Origin of the sequence: Cellulomonas terrae (assembly GCF_007990265.1) — a bacterium.
Lineage (GTDB): Bacteria > Actinomycetota > Actinomycetes > Actinomycetales > Cellulomonadaceae > Cellulomonas > Cellulomonas terrae.
On the sequence record NZ_BJWH01000015.1, the window covers coordinates 38,594 to 57,498 of the forward strand.

General features: G+C 73.1%; 21 protein-coding genes and 1 riboswitch. Of the genes, 12 read left to right on the plus strand and 9 right to left on the minus strand.

Annotated features, from left to right (window positions below; genetic code table 11):
- Position 1 precedes the first annotated feature (1 nt).
- The 6 genes from CTE05_RS13760 to CTE05_RS13785 are packed head-to-tail and all read left to right on the plus strand — an operon-like array spanning position 2 to position 4,850.
- A complete protein-coding gene (locus tag CTE05_RS13760) occupies positions 2–487 on the plus strand; it encodes a Na(+)/H(+) antiporter subunit C (RefSeq protein WP_146846886.1) in 486 nt (161 codons plus the stop codon).
- A complete protein-coding gene (locus tag CTE05_RS13765) occupies positions 484–2,028 on the plus strand; it encodes a Na+/H+ antiporter subunit D (RefSeq protein ID WP_146846887.1) in 1,545 nt (514 codons plus the stop codon). The genes CTE05_RS13760 and CTE05_RS13765 overlap by 4 nt, the downstream gene beginning before the upstream one ends.
- On the plus strand, positions 2,025–2,576 hold the full coding sequence (locus CTE05_RS13770; protein ID WP_146846888.1) for a Na+/H+ antiporter subunit E: 552 nt from the start codon (positions 2,025–2,027) through the stop codon (positions 2,574–2,576). The genes CTE05_RS13765 and CTE05_RS13770 overlap by 4 nt, the downstream gene beginning before the upstream one ends.
- Complete coding sequence (locus tag CTE05_RS13775) at positions 2,573–2,986, plus strand: MrpF/PhaF family protein (RefSeq protein ID WP_146846889.1); 414 nt, start codon at positions 2,573–2,575, stop codon at positions 2,984–2,986. Before CTE05_RS13770 ends, CTE05_RS13775 begins: the two co-directional genes overlap by 4 nt.
- Positions 2,983–3,384, plus strand: coding sequence for a monovalent cation/H(+) antiporter subunit G (mnhG, locus tag CTE05_RS13780; protein ID WP_146846890.1), 402 nt, complete (start codon positions 2,983–2,985; stop codon positions 3,382–3,384). The genes CTE05_RS13775 and mnhG overlap by 4 nt, the downstream gene beginning before the upstream one ends.
- A 17-nt stretch (positions 3,385–3,401) precedes the next feature.
- Entirely contained in the window at positions 3,402–4,850 is a 1,449-nt protein-coding gene (locus tag CTE05_RS13785; protein WP_146846891.1) for a phytoene desaturase family protein, read from the plus strand.
- A gap of 51 nt (positions 4,851–4,901) precedes the next feature.
- Here CTE05_RS13785 and CTE05_RS13790 read toward each other — a convergent pair whose 3' ends face one another.
- Positions 4,902–5,159, minus strand: a complete 258-nt coding sequence (locus CTE05_RS13790) for a DUF4235 domain-containing protein (RefSeq protein ID WP_146846892.1) — start codon at positions 5,157–5,159, stop codon at positions 4,902–4,904.
- 91 nt (positions 5,160–5,250) lie between these two features.
- Positions 5,251–5,366: riboswitch (TPP riboswitch) on the plus strand.
- A gap of 67 nt (positions 5,367–5,433) precedes the next feature.
- On the opposite strand from CTE05_RS13790, the gene CTE05_RS13795 reads away from it, so the two are divergent.
- The 4 genes from CTE05_RS13795 (at position 5,434) to CTE05_RS13810 (ending at position 10,110) form a co-directional block, all read left to right on the plus strand.
- On the plus strand, positions 5,434–6,456 hold the full coding sequence (locus CTE05_RS13795) for a thiamine ABC transporter substrate-binding protein (RefSeq protein ID WP_146846893.1): 1,023 nt from the start codon (positions 5,434–5,436) through the stop codon (positions 6,454–6,456).
- Positions 6,457–6,458: 2 nt separating this feature from the next.
- The gene (locus CTE05_RS13800) at positions 6,459–8,201 is read left to right on the plus strand and encodes an ABC transporter permease (RefSeq protein WP_146846894.1); all 1,743 of its coding nucleotides are present in this window, start codon (positions 6,459–6,461) and stop codon (positions 8,199–8,201) included.
- The gene (locus CTE05_RS13805; RefSeq protein ID WP_146846895.1) at positions 8,198–9,229 is read left to right on the plus strand and encodes an ABC transporter ATP-binding protein; all 1,032 of its coding nucleotides are present in this window, start codon (positions 8,198–8,200) and stop codon (positions 9,227–9,229) included. Before CTE05_RS13800 ends, CTE05_RS13805 begins: the two co-directional genes overlap by 4 nt.
- A 110-nt stretch (positions 9,230–9,339) precedes the next feature.
- On the plus strand, positions 9,340–10,110 hold the full coding sequence (locus tag CTE05_RS13810) for a hypothetical protein (RefSeq protein ID WP_146846896.1): 771 nt from the start codon (positions 9,340–9,342) through the stop codon (positions 10,108–10,110).
- Here CTE05_RS13810 and CTE05_RS13815 read toward each other — a convergent pair.
- The gene (locus CTE05_RS13815; protein WP_146846897.1) at positions 10,097–11,200 is read right to left on the minus strand and encodes a GNAT family N-acetyltransferase; all 1,104 of its coding nucleotides are present in this window, start codon (positions 11,198–11,200) and stop codon (positions 10,097–10,099) included. The genes CTE05_RS13810 and CTE05_RS13815 overlap by 14 nt on opposite strands.
- On the opposite strand from CTE05_RS13815, the gene CTE05_RS13820 reads away from it, so the two are divergent.
- Positions 11,199–11,927, plus strand: coding sequence for a hypothetical protein (locus CTE05_RS13820; RefSeq protein ID WP_371863374.1), 729 nt, complete (start codon positions 11,199–11,201; stop codon positions 11,925–11,927). The two genes, CTE05_RS13815 and CTE05_RS13820, sit on opposite strands and share 2 nt — an antisense overlap.
- Before the next feature lie 113 nt (positions 11,928–12,040).
- The gene (locus CTE05_RS13825) at positions 12,041–13,291 is read left to right on the plus strand and encodes an Nramp family divalent metal transporter (RefSeq protein WP_146846898.1); all 1,251 of its coding nucleotides are present in this window, start codon (positions 12,041–12,043) and stop codon (positions 13,289–13,291) included.
- 54 nt (positions 13,292–13,345) lie between these two features.
- Here CTE05_RS13825 and CTE05_RS13830 read toward each other — a convergent pair whose 3' ends face one another.
- From CTE05_RS13830 to CTE05_RS13855, 7 genes are all read right to left on the minus strand, one after another.
- The gene (locus CTE05_RS13830; RefSeq protein WP_146846899.1) at positions 13,346–14,620 is read right to left on the minus strand and encodes an RNA polymerase sigma factor; all 1,275 of its coding nucleotides are present in this window, start codon (positions 14,618–14,620) and stop codon (positions 13,346–13,348) included.
- Between the two features lie 121 nt (positions 14,621–14,741).
- Positions 14,742–14,969, minus strand: coding sequence for a hypothetical protein (locus CTE05_RS13835; protein ID WP_146846900.1), 228 nt, complete (start codon positions 14,967–14,969; stop codon positions 14,742–14,744).
- Positions 14,966–15,364, minus strand: a complete 399-nt coding sequence (locus tag CTE05_RS20320; protein ID WP_186814866.1) for a YciI family protein — start codon at positions 15,362–15,364, stop codon at positions 14,966–14,968. Before CTE05_RS20320 ends, CTE05_RS13835 begins: the two co-directional genes overlap by 4 nt.
- Before the next feature lie 77 nt (positions 15,365–15,441).
- Positions 15,442–16,365: a hypothetical protein gene (locus tag CTE05_RS20325; RefSeq protein WP_186814867.1), complete on the minus strand. Its 924-nt coding sequence runs from the start codon at positions 16,363–16,365 to the stop codon at positions 15,442–15,444.
- A 41-nt stretch (positions 16,366–16,406) separates the two neighbouring features.
- Positions 16,407–18,047 (minus strand): hypothetical protein, encoded by a 1,641-nt coding sequence (locus tag CTE05_RS13845; RefSeq protein ID WP_146846902.1) that lies wholly within the window; start codon positions 18,045–18,047, stop codon positions 16,407–16,409.
- Positions 18,048–18,147: 100 nt separating this feature from the next.
- Positions 18,148–18,498 carry a YciI family protein gene (locus CTE05_RS13850; protein WP_146846903.1) on the minus strand — a complete coding sequence of 117 codons (351 nt, stop codon included), beginning with the start codon at positions 18,496–18,498 and terminating at the stop codon, positions 18,148–18,150.
- Complete coding sequence (locus tag CTE05_RS13855) at positions 18,495–18,860, minus strand: YciI family protein (protein WP_146846904.1); 366 nt, start codon at positions 18,858–18,860, stop codon at positions 18,495–18,497. The genes CTE05_RS13850 and CTE05_RS13855 overlap by 4 nt, the downstream gene beginning before the upstream one ends.
- Positions 18,861–18,905 lie beyond the last annotated feature (45 nt).

Here is an 18,905-nt window from a genome sequence, read left to right on the forward strand (position 1 = left end):
CATGAGCCCGAACATCGTCCTCGTCGTCACCATCGGCGTGCTCTTCGCCGCGGGCGTCTACCTGCTGCTCGAGCGCAGCCTGTCGCGCGTGCTCATCGGCGTCATCCTCATCGGCAACGGCGCGAACCTGCTGTTCCTGGTGGCGGGCGGCGCGGCCGGGCGGCCCCCGATCGTCGGGAACGAGCCGGAGGGGCGCATGAGCGACCCCCTGCCGCAGGCGATGGTGCTGACCGCGATCGTCATCACGCTCGGCATGACCGCGTTCCTGCTGGCCATGGCCTACCGGTCGTGGCAGCTCCACCGGCACGACGAGGTGCAGGACGACGTCGAGGACCGCCGCATCGCGCGCCTCGCGGCGGTCGACGAGCGCGCGTTCGCCGACCTGGACACGGAGGTCGCCGCCGAGACGCTCGACGAGGAAGCGGCGGAAGCACGCGACGAGACCGACGAGGGTGCGCCCGCGACGGTCCGGGAGGTGCACCCGTGAACGACTACACCTGGCTCGTCCCGCTCCCGGTCGTCATCCCGCTCTCCGCCGCGGGCCTGGCGCTGGCGCTGTACCGCCGGCCGAACGTGCAGCGGTTCGTCACGGTGGTGGCGCTCGCGCTCGTGCTCGTCGCCAGCGTGGCCCTGCTCGTGCTCGCCGACGAGGGGCCGCTCGTCGTCGACGTCGGGGGCTGGGCGGCGCCGGTCGGCATCGACCTGGTGGCGGACCGGCTGTCCGCGCTCATGCTCACGATCTCCAGCGCCGTCACCCTCTGCGTCCTGCTGTACTCGCTGGCGCAGGGCAACGAGGACGACGAGGAGTCCGCGCCGGTCTCGATCTACCACCCGACGTACCTGGTGCTGACGGCGGGCGTCGCCAACGCGTTCCTGTCCGGCGACCTGTTCAACCTGTACGTCGGCTTCGAGATCCTGCTCGCCGCCAGCTACGTGCTCATCACGCTCGGCGGCACCGGAGAGCGGATCCGCGCGGGGACCATCTACATCGTCGTCGCGCTGCTGTCGTCGGTGCTGTTCCTCGTGGCGATCGCGATGATCTACGCCGCCACGGGCACGGTGAACCTGGCGCAGCTCGCGATCCGGCTGCCCGAGATCGACCCCGGCGTGAGCCTCGTCCTGCAGGTGCTGCTCCTGCTCGCGTTCTCCATCAAGGCGGCCGTCTTCCCGCTGTCCGCGTGGCTCCCGGACTCCTACCCGACGGCCCCCGCACCCGTGACCGCGGTCTTCGCGGGCCTGCTCACCAAGGTCGGCGTGTACGCGATCATCCGCACGCAGACGCTGCTGTTCCCGGACGGCCGGCTGGACGACGCCCTCATGTGGGCGGCGCTGGCGACGATGGTGATCGGGATCCTCGGCGCGGTCGCGCAGGACGACATCAAACGACTGCTCTCGTTCACGCTGGTCAGCCACATCGGCTTCATGGTGTTCGGGATCGCGATGGCCACCGACCTGGGCTACACCGCCGCCATCTACTACGTCGCCCACCACATCACCGTGCAGACGGCGCTGTTCCTGGTGGTGGGCCTGGTCGAGCGCGCGGGCGGTTCCACGTCCCTGACCAAGCTCGGCGGCCTGGCCAAGCTGACCCCGGTGCTCGCGGTCCTCTTCTTCATCCCCGCGATGAACCTGGGCGGCATCCCTCCGCTGTCCGGGTTCCTGGGCAAGATCGGGCTCATCGAGGCCGGTGTCCAGCTGGGCACCCCGCTCGCGTACGTCCTGGTCGTCGGCAGCGTCGTGACCTCCCTCCTCACGCTCTACGCGCTGGTCAAGGCGTGGAACAAGGCGTTCTGGCAGACGCCCGAGGAGCCGCGTCCGCCGGTGCGCCTGCCGTTCGGGATGGTCGCGCCGACCGCGGCGCTCATCGTCGTCGGCCTGCTGCTCACGGTCGCGGCCGGCCCCCTGTACGCCTACACCGAGCGCGCTGCCGTCTCCCTGACCGAGCGCACCCCGTACGTCGAGGCCGTGCTGCCCGACGGCGAGCGCGGGCAGGGCGTGTCCGACGACGTCGCGGAGGACCAGCCATGAGCCTGCACCCGCGCCGGCACCGGTGGCGCACCCAGTGGGCGACGGTCGTCTGGCTCACCGTCGTGTGGGTGTTCCTCTGGGGGGACCTGTCCGTCGGCAACGTGCTGGCGGGGCTGCTGATCGCGCTCGCCGTGACCACCGGGCTGCGGATGGCCCCCATCGACTTCCACGGGCGGTTCCGTCCGCTCGGCTTCCTGCGCCTGGTCGGCCGGTTCGCGGTCGACCTGGTGAAGGCGTCGTTCGAGGTCAGCCTCATCGCGCTCCGGCCGCGGTACGTGCCGCGCGGCGCGGTGATCGGCGTGCAGCTGCGCAGCCACTCCGACCTGTACCTGACCCTGACCGCGGAGCTCTCGTCCCTGGTCCCGGGCTCGCTCGTCGTCGAGGCGCACCGGCTCACCGGGATGCTCTACCTGCACGTGCTCGACGTGCGGCAGACCGGCGGGATCGAGGCCGCGCGGCAGGCGGTGCTGGACCAGGAGGAGCGCGTGCTGCGGGCGTTCGCGTCCGACGAGGAGCTGGCCGCGGCCGGCCTGGGGGTGCGCGCATGATCGCCGTCGTCTGGGTCTGCGGGATCCTCGTCACGGTCGGGGCGGTCCTCGCCGTCGTCCGGGCGGAGAAGGGTCCGTCGATGCTCGACCGGACCGTCGCCCTCGACATCGTCGTGACGGCGATGATCGTGGCGGTCGCCCTGTACGGCGCGGTCGAGCGCCGCACGGACGTCGTCCCGGTCCTCGTGGTGCTGTCGTTGGTCGGGTTCGTCGGCTCGGTGACCGTCGCGCGGTTCGCGGCGGTGGAGCCCGAGGGCGAGGGCCGCGTGCGCACCCGCGAGGAGATCGCCGCGGCGGAGGCCGAACGCATGGCCGCCGAGGACGAGGCCGAGGGCTCACGCCGGACCGGTCGACGCGAGGGCGAGGACGAGCACCACGGCGGCGGCGCGGAGGGGGAGGTCCGAGGATGACCCAGGACCAGTGGACGACCGTCGCCGACGTGGCGTCGGCGGTGTGCCTGCTCGGCGGGGCGTTCCTCGCGTTCGCGGCCGGCGTCGGCGCGCTGCGGTTCCCCGACCTGCTGGCGCGCATGCACGCGGGCACCAAGCCGCAGGTCCTCGGCCTCGCGCTGGTGCTCATCGGCCTGGCGCTGCGACTGCGGTCCGGCGGTGCCGTGTGGGCGCTGGTGCTCGTGGCCGTGTTCCAGATGCTCACCGCGCCCGTCGCCGCGCACATGGTCGGCCGCGCGGGCTACCGCACGGGCAAGGTCCGCAGCGACCTGCTGGTGGTCGACGAGCTGACCAGCGACCAGGCGCGCGCGCAGGTGCGGGACCAGGGTCGCCCCGACGACGACGACCCCCGAGACTGAGCCCCAGGAGGAGTGCGATGACGCGACCGGACGTGGTGGTCGTCGGCTCGGGCCCGAACGGGCTCGCCGCCGCCGTCACCCTCGCGCGCGCGGGCCTGCGGGTGACGGTCCTGGAGTCGCAGTCGACCGTCGGCGGCGGTGCGCGGACCCTGGAGCTCGGCCTCGCCGACGGGGTCACGCACGACATCTGCTCCGCGGTGCACCCGATGGCCTGGGCGTCGCCCTTCTTCCAGCAGTTCGACCTGGCGGCGCGCGGGGTCGAGCTCCTGGTGCCCGAGGTGTCCTACGCGCACCCGCTCCCCGACGGCAGGGCCGGGATCGCCTACCGGGACCTGGACCGGACGGTCGAGAGGCTCGGCGTCGACGGTGCGGTGTGGCGGTCGCTCGTCGGCGGCGACCCGGCCTCCGTGGTCCGCCTGGGGCTGTTCGACAAGCGGTCGGTCCCGCTGGTCGACCCCCGCGAGGCCGTCCGGTTCGGGCTCGGGGTCCTCGAGCAGGGGACGCGCGCGTGGGACCGCCGGTTCGTCGACGTCGTCGCCCCCGCGCTGCTGACCGGCATCGCGGCGCACGCGATCTCGCCGCTGCCGTCGATCGCCGCGGCGGGCACGTCGCTCCTCCTGGGCACCCTCGCGCACGCCGACGGGGGCTGGCCCATCCCGCGCGGCGGGTCCGGGGCGATCACCGCCGCGCTCGTCGCCGACCTCGAGGCGCACGGCGGAACGGTCCGCACCGACCACCGCGTCCGCCGGCAGGCCGACCTGCCGATCGCGCACTGCTACGTGTTCGACACGACCCCCCGCACCCTGGTCGAGGTGCTGGGCCACCGCCTGCCCCCGCGGTCGCGCGACGCGCTCGCGGCGTTCGAGTACGGGGACGCGGCCGCCAAGGTCGACTTCGTGCTCGACGGTCCGGTGCCGTGGGCGGTGCCCGAGGTGGGGCTGGCCGGCACGGTCCATGTCGGGGGGACGCGCACCGAGATGGCCCGGGCCGAGAACGCGGTCGCGCGGGGCGAGCACGCCGAGCGGCCGGTCGTCCTGGTCAGCGACCCGACCGTCGTCGACGGGACCCGTGAGGTGCAGGGCCGACGGCCCCTGTGGACGTACACGCACGTCCCGGCCGGGTCCGACGTGGACGTGACCGAGACCGTGACCCGGCACATCGAGCGGTACGCCCCGGGGTTCCGGGACGTCGTCGTCGCGTCCCGGTGCACGCCGGCGGCGCACCTGAGCGACCACAACGAGAACTACGTGGACGGGGACATCTCCGCGGGCCGCGCCAGCATCCGCCAGCTGTTCGCGCGGCCGACCGCCCGGTTCGACCCGTACTTCTCGGGCCGGGCCGGGATCTACCTGTGCTCGGCGTCGACGCCCCCCGGCCCGGGCGTGCACGGGCTCGGCGGCTGGTACGCGGCGAGGCGGGTGCTGCGCGAGTTCGGGATCATGGCGCCACCGAGCCTGGCACCGTAGGGCGGCGCCGCACCGTCGCGGGTGCGGCACGCTCGACGCGACCCGCGTCGGTCAGAGCTTCGCGGTGAACCGCGCCGTCCCTCGGGTGGCCAGGACGCGCGAGATCGCGACGAGCGCGCCGGTCAGGGCTGCGGCGGCGACGATCTCCGCGAGGGGCGCGTCGCCCTGGTCGTCGGCGGCGGGCGGCGCGTGCCCGGTCTTCGCCTCCCAGGCCCGGGACAGGATCTTCTGCACGATGACGGCGGCGCCGAGCGCGACGCCCGCGCCGATGAGCTTGGCGACGACCGACTGGGTCTGCTTCTCGTCCACGAGCTGAGCCTCCGAGGTGGGGTGACGGGTCTGGTGACGACCGTAGCCCGGCGCACGCGAGTGCGCCGCTCAGCAGCGGCGTAAGATCACCGGCGAACGACAGGGGAGCGTCGGACCGCAGGGTCTGGACGCTGAGAGTGCGGACCACCGCAGACCCTCGAACCTGATCCGGTTGATACCGGCGTAGGGAGTCGGGCTTCTCAGTCCCTCCCACGTGGTCGCTGCGACCGCGTGTGAGGATCCCCTCCTTTCCGACCAAGGAGGAGCATCACCCATGGCGAGGATCCACTCGCTTCTCGCAGTCGCCGGCGTCGTCGTCCTGGCAGGCTGCTCGGCCATCGGCTCCGGCGACCCCGCGCCCAGCGCGTCGGCCGGCACCGTCACGCTCGTCACGCACGACTCGTTCGCGCTGTCGGACGGCCTCCTCGACGCGTTCGAGGAGGAGTCCGGTCTCACGGTCGAGCTCGTCCAGCCGGGCGACGGCGGCGCGCTGGTGAACCAGCTCGTGCTCACCAAGGACGCCCCGCTGGGCGACCTGGTGTTCGGCATCGACAACGCGTTCGCCTCCCGGGCGGTCGACGAGGGGGTCGTCGCGCCGACCGAGGCGCAGGACGCCTTCGAGGGCGCGCTGGTCCCGGTCGACTACGGCGACGTCTGCATCAACGTCGACCACGCCTGGTTCACCGCGCAGGGCCTCGCGGAGCCGGTCACGCTCGAGGACCTCACCGAGCCGGAGTACAAGGACCTGCTCGTCGTCCCCAACGCGGTGACGTCGTCGCCGGGCCTGTCGTTCCTGCTGGCGACCGTCGGCGCGTTCGGCGAGGACGGCTGGGTCGACTACTGGACCGCCCTCAAGGCGAACGGCGTGAAGGTGGCCGACGGCTGGTCCGACGCGTACTTCACGGACTTCTCCGGCGGCGGCGGTGGCGGACCGCGCCCGATCGTCCTGTCCTACGCCTCGTCGCCCCCGTCCACGGTGCCCGAGGGTGGCACCGAGCCGACGACCGGTGCCCTGCTGGACACCTGCTTCCGGCAGACGGAGTACGCGGGCGTGCTGGAGGGCGCGGCCAACCCCGACGGTGCACGGCAGCTGCTCGACTTCCTGCTGTCCGACACGGTCCAGGACGACATCCCGGTGTCCATGTACATGTACCCGGTGAGCGAGACGGCCACCCTCCCGGAGGAGTGGACCGCCTTCGCACCCCTGGCCGACGAGCCGTTCGAGGTGGCGCCGGACGACATCAGCAAGAACCGTGAGGCGTGGCTGGCCCTGTGGTCGGAGACGGTGATCGGCTGACCATGGCCGTCGACGCGCCGACCCGACCCGACCCGGTGCTCGCCACCGCGTCGGGTCGGGGCCGTGTCGTCGCGTTCTGGTCCGTCGCGGTCGCCGTGCCGCTGCTGTTCCTCGGGATCTTCTTCGCGTGGCCCGTGACGGTGATGATCGCCCAGGGGTTCGTCGTCGACGGGCAGCTGGACCTCGGCGGGTTCGCCGACGTGTTCTCCCGGCCCCGCACGTGGCGGATCATCGGGCTCACGCTGGCGCAGGCGACGCTGGGGACCGCGCTGAGCGTGCTGCTCGGGGTGCCCGGGGCGTACGTGCTGTACCGGCACACGTTCCGCGGACGGTCCTTCCTGCGCGCGTTCGTCACGGTGCCGTTCGTCCTGCCGACCGTCGTGGTCGGCGTCGCGTTCCGCTCGCTGCTCGTCGACGGCGGACCGCTCGGCTTCCTGCACCTGGACGGCACCTTCGCGGCGATCGTCGCGGCGCTCGTCTTCTTCAACTACGCGGTCGTCGTGCGCGCCGTCGGGGGTCTGTGGGAGCGGCTCGACCCGCGGGCCGAGCAGGCGGCGCGCGCGCTCGGGGCGTCGCCATGGACGGCCTTCCGGACCGTGACGCTCCCCGCGCTGACGCCCGCGATCGCGTCGGCCGCGTCGCTCGCGTTCCTGTTCTGCGCCACCGCCTTCGGGACGGTCCTCGTGCTCGGCGGCCTGCAGTTCGGCACGATCGAGACCGAGATCTGGATCCAGACGACCCAGTTCCTCGACCTGCGGGCGGCCGCCGTCCTGTCGGTCGTGCAGCTGGTGGTCGTCGCGGGGACGCTCGTCGTCGCGGGCCGTGCCCGGTCGCGCCGGGAGCGGGCGCTCGGGCTCACCCTGCCGTCCGCGTCCGTCCGCCCGCTGCGGCTGCGCCGGCCCGCGGGCATGCCGCCCGGCGACGGGCACGGGCTCACCCTCGTCGCGACGGCGGTGACCGCTCTCGTCGTCCTCCTGCTGGCCCTGCCCCTGGTCAACCTGGTCGTCCGGTCGCTGCGCACCGGCGACGGCTGGGGTCTCGACCACTACAGCGCGCTCGGCACCACCGGCGGGTCGCTCACCGTCACGGTCTGGCAGGCCACCCTGAACTCGCTGCGGGTCGCCCTGGACGCCACGGTGATCGCGCTCGTCGTCGGCGGGCTCGTCGCGCTCGTCGTGTCCCGACGACCGCGGCGCGCCGTCGGCCGCCGAGCCGTCGCGGGTCTCGACGCCCTCTTCATGCTCCCGCTCGGGGTGTCCGCCGTGACCGTCGGGTTCGGGTTCCTGCTGTCCATGCACCACCCGTTCGGGCTGCCCGTCGACCTGCGGACCAACCCGCTGCTCCTGCCGGTGGCGCAGGCGGTCGTCGCCGTGCCGCTCGTCGTCCGGGTGGTGCTGCCGGTGCTGCGCGCGATCGACCCGCGGCTGCGGGAGGCCGCCGCGACGCTCGGCGCCACGCCCGGTCGCGTGCTGCGGACCGTGGACCTGTCGATCGCCGCCCGGTCCCTGGGCCTGGCGGTCGGGTTCGCCTTCGCGGCGTCGCTGGGGGAGTTCGGCGCCACGTCGTTCCTCGCCCGCCCCGACCGGCCGACGCTGCCCGTCGTGATCTTCCGGCTCATCGGCCGCCCCGGTCCCGAGTCCTACGGCATGGCGCTCGCCGCGTCGGTCGTCCTCGCGGTGCTCACCGCGGGGATCGTCGCGGCCTGCGAACGACTGCGCGCCCCCGGCGCCGGAGGTGAGTGGTGAACGAGCGTCAGGATGTCGCCGGGTCGCGACGCGGCGGGCTGACCGTCGCCGACCTCGTCGTCCGCTATCCCGGGGCCACCGCGCCCGCGGTCGACGGCGTCTCCCTCGACGTCGCGCCGGGTTCGGTCGTGGCGCTGCTCGGCCCGTCCGGGTGCGGCAAGTCGTCACTGCTGCGCGCCGTCGCGGGCCTCGAACCGCTCGCCGCCGGCTCGGTCTGCTGGGACGGGACCTCCGTGGCCGACGTGCCCGTGCACCGGCGCGGGTTCGGGCTGATGTTCCAGGACGGGCAGCTCTTCGCGCACCGCACCGTCGGCGGGAACGTCGCCTACGGCCTCCCGGCCCGCTCCGGGACACGCGGGCGCGTCGCGGAGCTGCTCGAGCTCGTCGGGCTGGCCGGCTACGAGGACCGCGGCATCGCCACCCTGTCCGGCGGCGAGCGCCAGCGCGTGGCCCTCGCCCGCGCGCTCGCCCCCGCCCCCCGGCTCCTGCTGCTCGACGAGCCCCTGTCGGCCCTCGACCGCGCCCTGCGGGAACGGCTCGCCGTCGACCTGCGCGCCGCGCTCGTCGCCACCGGCACCACCGCCGTCTTCGTCACCCACGACCAGGACGAGGCGTTCGCCGTCGCCGACCGGGTCGCCGTCATGTCCGCCGGCCGGCTCCTCCAGGTCGACGCGCCCGCCGAGCTCTGGGTCCGGCCCGCCACCCGCGAGGTCGCGTCGTTCCTCGGCTACGAGGCCTTCGTGCCGCTGGACAGCCCCGCCGCGGCACCCCTGCGCGACGCCCTCGGCGTCCCGCCGTCCGGGGCGACCCTCGCGCTCGCGGAGGGCGCGTTCGTCGTCGGGCGCAGCGGCGTCGCCAAGGGCGTGGTGCGCGGGGTCTCGTCGCGACGCGGACGGTCCGAGGTCCGCGTCGACGTCGACGGGATCGGCGTGGTCACCGCGCTCGGGCCCGTCGGCGGCCGGTGGTCGGCGGGGGACGTCGTGGAGCTCGGCGTGGAGCCGGACGCGCTCGCGGTCCTCGACGCCTGACGTGCCCGACGAGACGCCTGACGCCTGATCGCGGTCGGGGCCGGAGCGGACTACGGTCGGAAGCATCCGGTCGAGTGGGCGAGCAGGTTTCGAGCACCGAGGTGATGGCGATGACGCTGGAGCTCCGTGAGGTCGTGTCGGTCGACATCCCCGTGCCGCTGTCGAAGGTGTGGGCCTACCTGCGCGACCCGGCGCTGGTGCGCCGCTGGTACGGGTGGGACCACGACAGCCTCGACGCCCAGGTCCGCGCCTTCGTCGACACGGCCGTCGAGAAGCAGGACGTCGTCGGCGACGCGAGCATCCACACGCTGAGCTGGCCCCACCACGACCGGCTGACGCTACGGTCCGCCGCGCACGAGCCCCACCGCACGCGGCTCACGGTCACCCGGCGCAGCCACGAGGGCATGGCCACGTTCGACGGTGTGCGCGACGAGGCCGACGAGGCCTGGATCGCCAACGCCCACCAGCTGCAGTTCGCGCTCACGGTGCACCCCGACCAGGAGCGGCGGACCCTGACGATGTTCGGGCTGCCGTCCGGCGACCGCTCCGACCGCCTGCTCGACCGCGCCGGTCTCGTCGGCATCCGCGGGGTACCGATCGGCGGGCACGTGCAGGCGCGCCGGCCCGACGGCACGCTGCTCGGCGGCACGCTCGTCTACGAGACGCCCCTGCAGCTCGGCCTGCGCCTGCACGGCATCTCCGAGATGTTCCTCGTCCTCGAGGAGACCCCCGCCGCGCACACGCCCCCGCACGGCACCGTCGACGCGATCCTGTCCACCTACGGGCTCGACGACGAGACGTTCGAGCAGATCCGCGAGCGGTGGTCGCGCTGGTGGGCGATGGCGGTCCCGCGCGGGTCGTCGCGCGTCAGCTCAGCTTGAGCTGCCACTCCCCGGAGCCGCCCGCCGGGCGGAACCCCAGCGCCACGTTGATGGAGAGCATGTAGGAGTTCTCCTCGGCGTTCCACGTGCCGACGCGCCGCACCTTCGGTCGCTCCGCCGCGAGGCGCTGCAGGTTCGCCGTCTTGACCAGCATCCCCAGGCGCTTGCCGCGGTGCTCCTTGATCACGAGGGTGTCGTCCTGGTGCACGAACTCGTCCGAGTTGGGGATCGTCATGAACCCCGTGAACGCGGCGAGCGTGTGCGTGGGGATGTGCTCCGCGGCGAGCATCAGGAGCTCGAGCCCGCGCTCCGCGTACTGCTTCTCCGTGATGCGGATCCGCTCGGCGTCCCAGACGTCCTCCTCGAGGTCGAGACCACCGAGGGGCGCGTCCGTGCTCATGCGCGTGTTGAGCACCGCGTACTCGTCGACCCACTCCTCCGGCACGTGGCTCTGCCAGGTCACGATGCGGTACTCGGGACCGGCGTGCGCCTCGGCGTCCGCGCGCTGGCGTGCGACGGCGTCGGCGTCGAACGGCAGGTGGAACACCGAGTAGCGCTCGACCTGCTCCAGCGCGAAGCCCCGCTTCAGCAGGAAGCGCGAGCCCTCGGCATCGGCCTCCACACGGCCGACACCGGTCGTCGCCGCGAGCGTGCCGGGACCTTCCGGGGGCTCGGCCCGCTGGTCGGTGGCGGCCGTGACGGTGGTCCGGCCGTCGTCGCGGACCAGGGCGAGGCACGCGTCGTAGAGCGACGCCCCGACGCCCCGCCGGCGGTGCCCCGGCCGCACGCCGACCTCGACCTGCGCCGTGTGGGTGTTGTCCTGCAACGGCAGGTTCACCATCGCGTAGCCGAGCACGCGGTCCGGGTCGGGGGTGTCGTGCGCGTCGTCGGCGAGCGCGACCAGGCGCGGCTTGCGGATGTAGTGCTGGTCGCGCATCGACCCCAGGATCTCGGTGGCGGTCCGCTCGAAGTCGCGGTTGCCCCACGCGTCGAGCAGCACGTCGTTCATCGCCGCCGTGTAGCCGTGCAGGAGCCACGCCCCGTCGGGCGTGTCCGTCACCGGCACCTCACGGATCGACCACGTCGTCATGACGTCCACGATCCGCCTGTCCCTGCGCGGTGGCGAGCCCTTTTTGCCGAACCTCTCCAGCGGGCCGGTCCCCGTGCGTCGCTACTCTCGCGGGATGGTGTGGTTGGAGATCGTCGGTTGGGCCGGCTCGCTGCTGGTCATCGTCTCGCTCACGCAGGCGCGGGTGCTGCGCTTCCGCTGGCTGAACCTCGTCGGGGCCGTGATCGCCACGGCGTACAACGCGATCGTCGGGATCTGGCCGTTCGCCGTGATGAACGGGGTCATCGCGGTCATCGACGTCTACTGGCTGTTCCGCCTGCACCGCGAGCGGCACGACGCGGAGGCCTACGGCGTCCTCGAGGTCCCCGCCGACGACTCCGTGCTGCGTCACCTGCTCGACACCCACGCCCCCGACATCGCCCGGTTCCACCCCGCGTTCGTCGCTGCCGATCCCGCCCCGTCCGCCGCGTTCGTCGTCGTGCGTGGCGACGAGCTCGTCGGCGCGGTCGTCGTGCGGTCCGCCGGGGACGGGGTCGGCCGGGTCGACCTGGACTACGTGACGCCGCGGTACCGGGACTTCACGCCCGGCGAGTTCGTGTACCGGGACAGCGGGGTGTTCGCCGCGCACGGGTTCCGTCGGCTCGTCGTCGGTGGGTCGTCCGCCCCCGAGTCCAGCGCGTACCTGGAGCGGGTGGGGTTCCACCCGACCTCCGACGGCTGGGAGCGCGAGGTCCCCGCGGCGGCGTGACGACCCGTCGGCGAGGCGGGTCGCAGGTCGCATCTGACCGCGGTTCGTCTCGACACGTTCCACGGCTCCGCTAGCATGAGTTCGGACAGCCGAACTTTCTCCTGAGGGTAGCCATGACAAGCAGCGCCACGGACGACACCGTCCAGGTCACCACCCCGCGCCGTCCTCGTCGCGCCCCCCTGCTGCTCGGTCCCGCGTTCGTCGCGGCCATCGCCTACGTCGACCCGGGCAACGTCGCCGCGAACCTCACCGCGGGCGCCCGGTACGGCTACCTGCTGCTGTGGGTGCTCGTCGCGGCGAACGCGATGGCCGTCCTCGTCCAGTACCAGTCCGCGAAGCTCGGCCTCGTCACCGGCGACTCGCTGCCCGGCGTGCTCGGCCAGCGGATGCGGCGCGCCCCGCGGCTGGCGTTCTGGATGCAGGCCGAGGTGGTCGCGGCGGCGACGGACATCGCGGAGGTCGTCGGCGGCGCCATCGCCCTCTACCTGCTCTTCGGTGTCCCGCTGCCGCTCGGCGGGCTGATCGTCGGCGTCGTGTCCCTGCTCCTGCTGGCCACCCAGAACCGGTACGGGCAGCGCCGGTTCGAGCACGTCATCATCGCCCTGCTCGCCGTCATCACCGTCGGGTTCCTCGCCGGGCTGGTCGTGTCGCCGCCCGACGCCCGCGGTGTCCTGTCCGGCCTCGTCCCGCGCTTCGACGGCACCGACTCGGTCCTGCTCGCCGCGTCGATGCTGGGCGCGACCGTCATGCCCCACGCGATCTACGTGCACTCGGCCCTCGCCCGGGACCGGCACGGCCGGCCGACCGGTGCGACGCTGCGGGAGATCCTGCGGTCGACCCGCTGGGACGTCGGGATCGCGCTGGCCGTCGCGGGCGCCGTGAACATCGGCCTCCTGCTGCTCGCCGCGTCGGGCCTGCGCGGCGTCCCCGGCACCGACTCGATCCCCGGCGCCTACGACGCCATCGCCGACGCGCTCGGCCTCGGCATCGCGATCGCGTTCGCCATCGGCCTGCTCGCGTCGGGCCTGGCGTCCACCTCCGTCGGTGCCTACGCGGGCGCGACGATCATGGAGGGGCTGATCCACAAGCGGATCCCCCTGCTGGTCCGCCGCGTCGTCACCCTGATCCCGGCGATCGTCCTGCTGGCGGTCGGCGCCGACGCGACCTGGACGCTCGTCCTCTCGCAGGTGGTGCTCAGCTTCGGTATCCCGTTCGCGGTGATCCCGCTGGTCGCCCTGACCCGCAACCGCGCGGTCATGGGCACCCACCGCAACGGCCCCTGGCTGCACGCGACCCTGCTCCTGGTGGTGAGCCTGGTGGTGGCGCTGAACGTGACCCTCCTGGTCCTCCTGCTCCTGGGCTGACCCGCCGCGGCGCCCACGAGGACGGAGAAGTGCCGCGCTCGTCGGGCGATGGGCTCAGGCTTCCAGGTCCGCCAGGCGCGACTCCAGGTGGGTGCGTTCCGTCGGGTTGGTCACCAAGGACAGGGCCGCGCGGTACGCCGCCGCCGCCGCGGTCGGGTGGCCGGCGCGTCGGAGGAGCTCGGCGCGGACGGCGGGGACCCGGTGGTGGCGGGGGAGGGCGTCGTCGAGGCCGTCGAGCAGCTGCAGGCCGGCGTCCGGACCGTCCGCCTCGGCCACCGCGACCGAGCGGGCCAGCCGGACGACGGGTGAGCCCGTGAGCGCCTCGAGCTGCGCGTAGAGGTCGGCGATGACGGACCAGCGCGTGTCCGCCGCCGTCGGAGCCGTGGCGTGCTCGGCCGCGATGAGCGCCTGCAACCGGTACTCCGTCGCGAGGCGCGACTGGTGGCCGGCCGGGTCGGCGGTCGACCGCGAAGCGTCCGCGAGCGAGCTCAGCAGCGCCACGCCCTCCGTGATCTCGTCGCGGTGCCAGCGGGTGCGGTCCTGGTCCGGGAGCAGGACCAGCGCACCTGACTCGTCCAGCCGGGTGTCGCGGCGAGAGTGCTGCAGGAGCAGGAGGGCGAGCAAGGATCGGACGACGGCGCGGTCCGGGAGGAGCGAGTCGAGCACGCGCAGCAGGCGGATGGCCTCGTCGCCGAGGTCCACGCGCAGCGGCTCGGCGCCGACCCCCGGGTGGTAGCCGGAGGTGAAGGCGAGGTAGACGACGGTCGCGACGACGTCGAGGCGCTCGTCCAACCGTTCCGCGGCGGGCGTCGCGAAGGGAATGCCGGAGGAGGCGAGCCGCTTCTTGGCGCGGGTCAGGCGGGCGGCCATCGTCGACTCCTGCACGAGCAGGAGCCGGCCGATCTCGGTCGTGGTGAGCCCGACGACGAACCGCAGGGTCAGGGCGACCCGGTCGTCGGGTGCGATCGCGGGGTGGCAGCAGGCGAAGATCAGGCGGAGGCGCTCGTCGGCCACGTGGGCGCCGGGGTCGACGACGGCCGCGGCGGCGGCGCGCATCTCGTCGTCGACCACCATCAACGGTTCCTTCCGTCGGGCGACCGCCTCGGAGCGGAGACGGTCGAGGACTCGGCGGCGCGCGGCCGTGAGGAGCCAGGCGCCGGTGTTCGTCGGGACGCCGTCGACGGGCCAGTGCCGCGCGGCCGACTCGAAGGCGTCGGAGACGGCGTCCTCGGCGAGGTCGGGGCGCGCGAACTGGCCGATCAGCAGGCCGATCAGGCGTGACCAGTGGGCGCGCCAGGCGTCGGCGAGGGCGTCGTCGGAGGGGGTCACCGTGCGGGCCGCTCCCCGGACGTGGCGGCCCCCCGGGCGCGGTGCTGTGCCGACGTCGCCATGTCCACGAACGTAACGGAAGCACGCGTGCCGCAGGCGTGCGTCGGCAGGTCGGAGGTCGTCACGCCAGGGGTCGCACCTCGAACGTGCCGACCGCGGGCAGCCCGTCGAGCACGGCGTCGAGGTCCGGCTCGTCGAGCAGCTGGATGCCGGTCAGCGCCGACGCGGGACCGTCGAACGGGCCGTCCCGCAGGGCACGGTCCTGCACCGACGTCGCGGTGTCCACGGAGCCCAGGGTCAGACCGCCGGGCAGGTTGGCGGACCCGAACGCCAGGACGAGGAACCTCACGACGCGGTCAGCGCGTCGTCGCCGTCCACGGGGAGACCGTCGACGAACCGCACGGTGCGGCGGATCTCGACGGACTCACCGTTGAGCACGAGCGCGGACGCCGCCTCTGTCAGCGCCTCCAGCGAGGTGCGGGCGACCAGGTAGAACCCGGCCACCTGCTCCGCGGTCTCGGCGTAGGGGCCATCGGTGACGACGACGCCGGCGCGGCCGTCGGACCGCAGCGACCGCGCCCGCGCGGCGACGCCGAGCGCGCGGGTGGTGACGATCTCCCACCCCTGGTCGGCACAGTGCTGCTGGAACCCGCTGTGGGCGGCGTAGGCGCGCTCGCGCTCCTCGGCGGTCAGCGCGGCGTCACGGGCGTCGTCGCGGTAGAGCACGACGGTGAACTCGGCCATCTCAGCTCCTGCTGGTCGGAGGACGCCTGGTGCGTCCCGCTGCCCCGATGACGCGCGAGTGCGGCGGTGATCGACAGTCAGCCCGCGTACGCGTGGAGCACCCGGGCGAAGATGCCCGGGTCGGGCTCCTGCGCGAGGTGCTCCGCCGCGGAGTGGACGTGCCCGGCGCGCCAGATGCCGTTGTCGTCGCGCCGCTTGACGAAGGGTCGTCCGACGAAGGGGTCGGTCCCGGGCTCGCCCGGTCGCAGGATCCATCGACCGGGTGCCTGCTGCAGGAGGACGGCACCGAGGTAGCTGGCGTACCGGGCCACCACCTCGGCTCCCTCGGGTGAGCGGACATCGAGGTCCGCCGCCGTCAGGTCGACCTGCGCGAGCTGCTCGAGGGCGGTCAGCGACTCCGGGCTCAGGTCCAGGTGGGTGCCGTCCGCGCCGGCGTGCGCCCGCAGGGCCGCGATGCGGTCGTCCACCTGCGCGGCCCACGCGTCGCGCTCGGGGGTGTCGCCCGGGTCGTCGTCGGGTGCGGTGTAGCCGGGGATGGGGAGGCGCTTCGGTGCCCAGTCGGGCCCTTCGACGTCCCGGCGTCGCTGCACCTCGCGGAGCTGACCGTCGTACAGCTTGCCCAGCTCCTGTCCGGTGCGGCGCTTGAGCAGCAGGCCCATCTGGTTGTACGGCGAGATCGGGAAGCCGTGGAGCGTGTCGGGACGGACCACGGGCTGACCGCGGAAGACGACGTCGGGCGTGTTGTCGAGGTGCCACCCGCCGCCGGCGACCCGCAGGATCGCCTCGCCGATGTACCGCATGGCGCCGTCGATCCAGTCCGAGTCGCCCTCGTTCTGGAACGACTCCCGGTCGGGCCACCGCGTCAGCATGTAGTCCTCGAGCTCCTCCAGCGACTCGCGGGTGAAGCCCTTCGTCCAGGAGTTCGGCATGAGGAAGTCCTCGAACCGCGCCAGGCGAGGATCCATGGCCTCCAGCCAGTCCTCGAACTGCTCGTCCTTCACTACGACCTCCCGTCGACCGGCACCCGCGCGCCGTAGGGCAACTATCTGACCACGGCTTCGCTGTGGACGACCCTCCACTCGATGCCCGCCTCGTCGAGCTTGCGGATGGTCGCGGCGGACGGCTGGCTGCCGAAGACGTACCGGATCGTCCAGTTGGCGTTGACGAGGGTCTGGTCCTTCGCCAGCTGCGCCGGGTCGATGGTGTTCCCCGACTTGATCTCGACGCCGATCTGGTCCTCGATGTTGACGACGTCGTAGTTGCGGTCGACGCCGCTGGCGTCCTTGACCGACGTGTTGCGCGTCCACTCGTCGGGCGAGTACTCGTCGAGCTCGTAGACCGCGTTCTCGAACGCGTCGCCGCGCGGCTTGTTGCCCTGGTTGCGGATGTACTGGTCCCGCCACTGCTCCCACGTCAGCCGGTTGGAGCCGTTCGTCTGGTACAGCTGCCAGCGCGCGAGCATGTGCTCCTCGCTGCCGGCCGGGTAGTCCGTGTGCGGTCCCAGACCGTCCAGGTCCGCCCTGGTCGGCTCGGCCCTGGTGCGGAAGGCCTCGGCGGGGTTGCTGTACTCGAACACCACGGGGTCGTCGGCGGTCCCGCTGCCGCGCCAGGTGCGGTTGTCCTGCGGCTTCTTCTTGAGCAGGTCCTCGAGCCACGAACGCCAGGACGCGGGGAGGTGCTTGAAGGTCTTCTGCAGGATCTTGCCGACGATGCCGACGCCGATCAGGGAGGTGATGGCCAGGGCGAGCTCGAGGGTGCCTTGCTTGACCAGGTCCTGGCCGTCGATCTTGCCCTCGCCCCAGTCGGCGACCACGTCCAGGAAGTCCCCGACCGAGACCAGGGTGAACCCGACGCCGAGGATCTTCAGCCCGAACGCGGCCCCCGCCGCCGCACCGGCCGCGCCGCCGGGTACGGCCCCGACGCCGAACCCGAACACGGCCCCGATCGCGGCCCCGCCCATCGCGCCGATGATGGCCAGGGCGACGGTCAGGATCAGGCCGACCACGACCAGGATCCAGCCGATGACCCGGCACGCGGAGGCCAGGAACCGGAACAGCCCGACGTGCTCACCGATCCAGTCGCGCAGCCCGGCGAGGTTCTGATCGATCCAGCCGCCCAGGTCGGCGGTGGTCGACTCCCACCAGTCGGAGATCGCCGCGCCGGCGTCGGTGACCGACTCCCACGCGTCCGACGCGGTGGACGCGACCCAGTCGGTGCCCTCGTCGACGGCGTCGGTGACGTCGTCCCACCGGTCGGAGAACCAGCCGCCGATGCCCTGGGACTTCTCGGTGTCGGCCTGGTCGGCCTCCTGGTCCTCGGCCGGTTCGGGTCCCCAGGTCAGGACCGTGCCCCCGGTGGCCAACGCCGTCTGGGTGTAGGCGGGGACCTGGGTGAGCGGGTCGGGGTCGTCGTCGACCACCGGGATCACCGGGCCGAGGGTGCCGCCGTAGCGCAGGTCGGCCAGGGTGCGGGCGCGGGTCAGGTGGGTGTCGACCACCGGCAGGACCGTCGTGTTGAGCCGGTCGGCGATGCCCAGGGCCTCGTCGAACCCGGTCGTGGAGACCCCGAGTGCCGAGGCCCGGGACCGCAACGGACCCAGCCCCTCCAACGCGTCCCGGGTCGCGACCAGGTCCGCCCGCACCCCCGCCACACCCTCAGCGCTGATCTCCACGATCCGCGTCACGCAGCCCCCTCACGCGTCGACGGACGAGGCCACGTCCGCGGCGACGAACGTAGCGGACGCGCCGGGACCGTGAACAGCACCGACAGCCGTGGGGGGCGGCTCACATCTGCGCGATCTCCCGGACCTCGATCGTGTACTCCGGCAGCAGCATCGCGTGCTGCAGCACGGCCTCGCGGCTGGGAGCGGTGACCAGGTAGAAGCCCCCGAGCTGTTCGACCGTCTCCGCGAACGGCCCCTCGGTGATCTCCGCGTCGTCGCCCGAGCGCCGCAGCGTCACGGCCGTGGCCACGGGCTGGAGCGCCTCGCTGGCCAGGAACGTCACGCCGAAGTCGGCCGCCCGGTCGTCGTAGTCGCCGTGCTGCCGGTAGTACTCGGCCTTGGTCGCCTCGTCGGCGTTGTCCCAGTCGCCCTCCGTGGCGTACATGAGGACGACGAACGTCTGCGCGCTCATGCGTCGTGCACGATGACCGGGCGCAGCTCGATGCCGCCGCCGTCGGTCAACAGGTGCTCCCCGGCGAGCCGGGCGAGGCCCTGGACGTCGTCGGTCTCGATCACGTAGTAGCCGCCGACGTGCTCGGCCAGCTCGACGTACGGACCCTCGGTGATCGTGAGGTCCCCTCCGTCGGGGCGCTGGACCGTGACGGCGTTCTTGGAGAATCCCAGCTCCTCGCCGCCGACGATGCGGTAGCCGCGAGCCTCGCACGCCTCCGAGAACGCCCCGTGCTCGCCCATCGCGCGCTCCTGGACCTCCGGGGTCGCGTTCTCCCAGACGGACTCGTCGCCCCAGAGCAAGAGTGTCCACCGGTCTGTCATGACGTCATCTCCCTCATGTGCTCACTGTGCCTGTCGGGGTGATGA

What these genes read in the sequence shown, in the direction of transcription:
- CTE05_RS13760 (WP_146846886.1), top strand. Translation starts at nt 2, where the DNA reads ATGAGCCCGAACATCGTCCTCGTCGTCACCATCGGCGTGCTCTTCGCC.
- CTE05_RS13770 (WP_146846888.1), top strand. Translation starts at nt 2,025, where the DNA reads ATGAGCCTGCACCCGCGCCGGCACCGGTGGCGCACCCAGTGGGCGACG.
- CTE05_RS13775 (WP_146846889.1), top strand. Translation starts at nt 2,573, where the DNA reads ATGATCGCCGTCGTCTGGGTCTGCGGGATCCTCGTCACGGTCGGGGCG.
- mnhG (WP_146846890.1), top strand. Translation starts at nt 2,983, where the DNA reads ATGACCCAGGACCAGTGGACGACCGTCGCCGACGTGGCGTCGGCGGTG.
- CTE05_RS13785 (WP_146846891.1), top strand. Translation starts at nt 3,402, where the DNA reads ATGACGCGACCGGACGTGGTGGTCGTCGGCTCGGGCCCGAACGGGCTC.
- CTE05_RS13795 (WP_146846893.1), top strand. Translation starts at nt 5,434, where the DNA reads ATGGCGAGGATCCACTCGCTTCTCGCAGTCGCCGGCGTCGTCGTCCTG.
- CTE05_RS13800 (WP_146846894.1), top strand. Translation starts at nt 6,459, where the DNA reads ATGGCCGTCGACGCGCCGACCCGACCCGACCCGGTGCTCGCCACCGCG.
- CTE05_RS13810 (WP_146846896.1), top strand. Translation starts at nt 9,340, where the DNA reads ATGACGCTGGAGCTCCGTGAGGTCGTGTCGGTCGACATCCCCGTGCCG.
- CTE05_RS13820 (WP_371863374.1), top strand. Translation starts at nt 11,199, where the DNA reads ATGACGTCCACGATCCGCCTGTCCCTGCGCGGTGGCGAGCCCTTTTTG.
- CTE05_RS13815 (WP_146846897.1), bottom strand. Translation starts at nt 11,200, where the DNA reads ATGACGACGTGGTCGATCCGTGAGGTGCCGGTGACGGACACGCCCGAC.
- CTE05_RS13825 (WP_146846898.1), top strand. Translation starts at nt 12,041, where the DNA reads ATGACAAGCAGCGCCACGGACGACACCGTCCAGGTCACCACCCCGCGC.
- CTE05_RS20320 (WP_186814866.1), bottom strand. Translation starts at nt 15,364, where the DNA reads ATGGCCGAGTTCACCGTCGTGCTCTACCGCGACGACGCCCGTGACGCC.
- CTE05_RS13850 (WP_146846903.1), bottom strand. Translation starts at nt 18,498, where the DNA reads ATGAGCGCGCAGACGTTCGTCGTCCTCATGTACGCCACGGAGGGCGAC.
- CTE05_RS13855 (WP_146846904.1), bottom strand. Translation starts at nt 18,860, where the DNA reads ATGACAGACCGGTGGACACTCTTGCTCTGGGGCGACGAGTCCGTCTGG.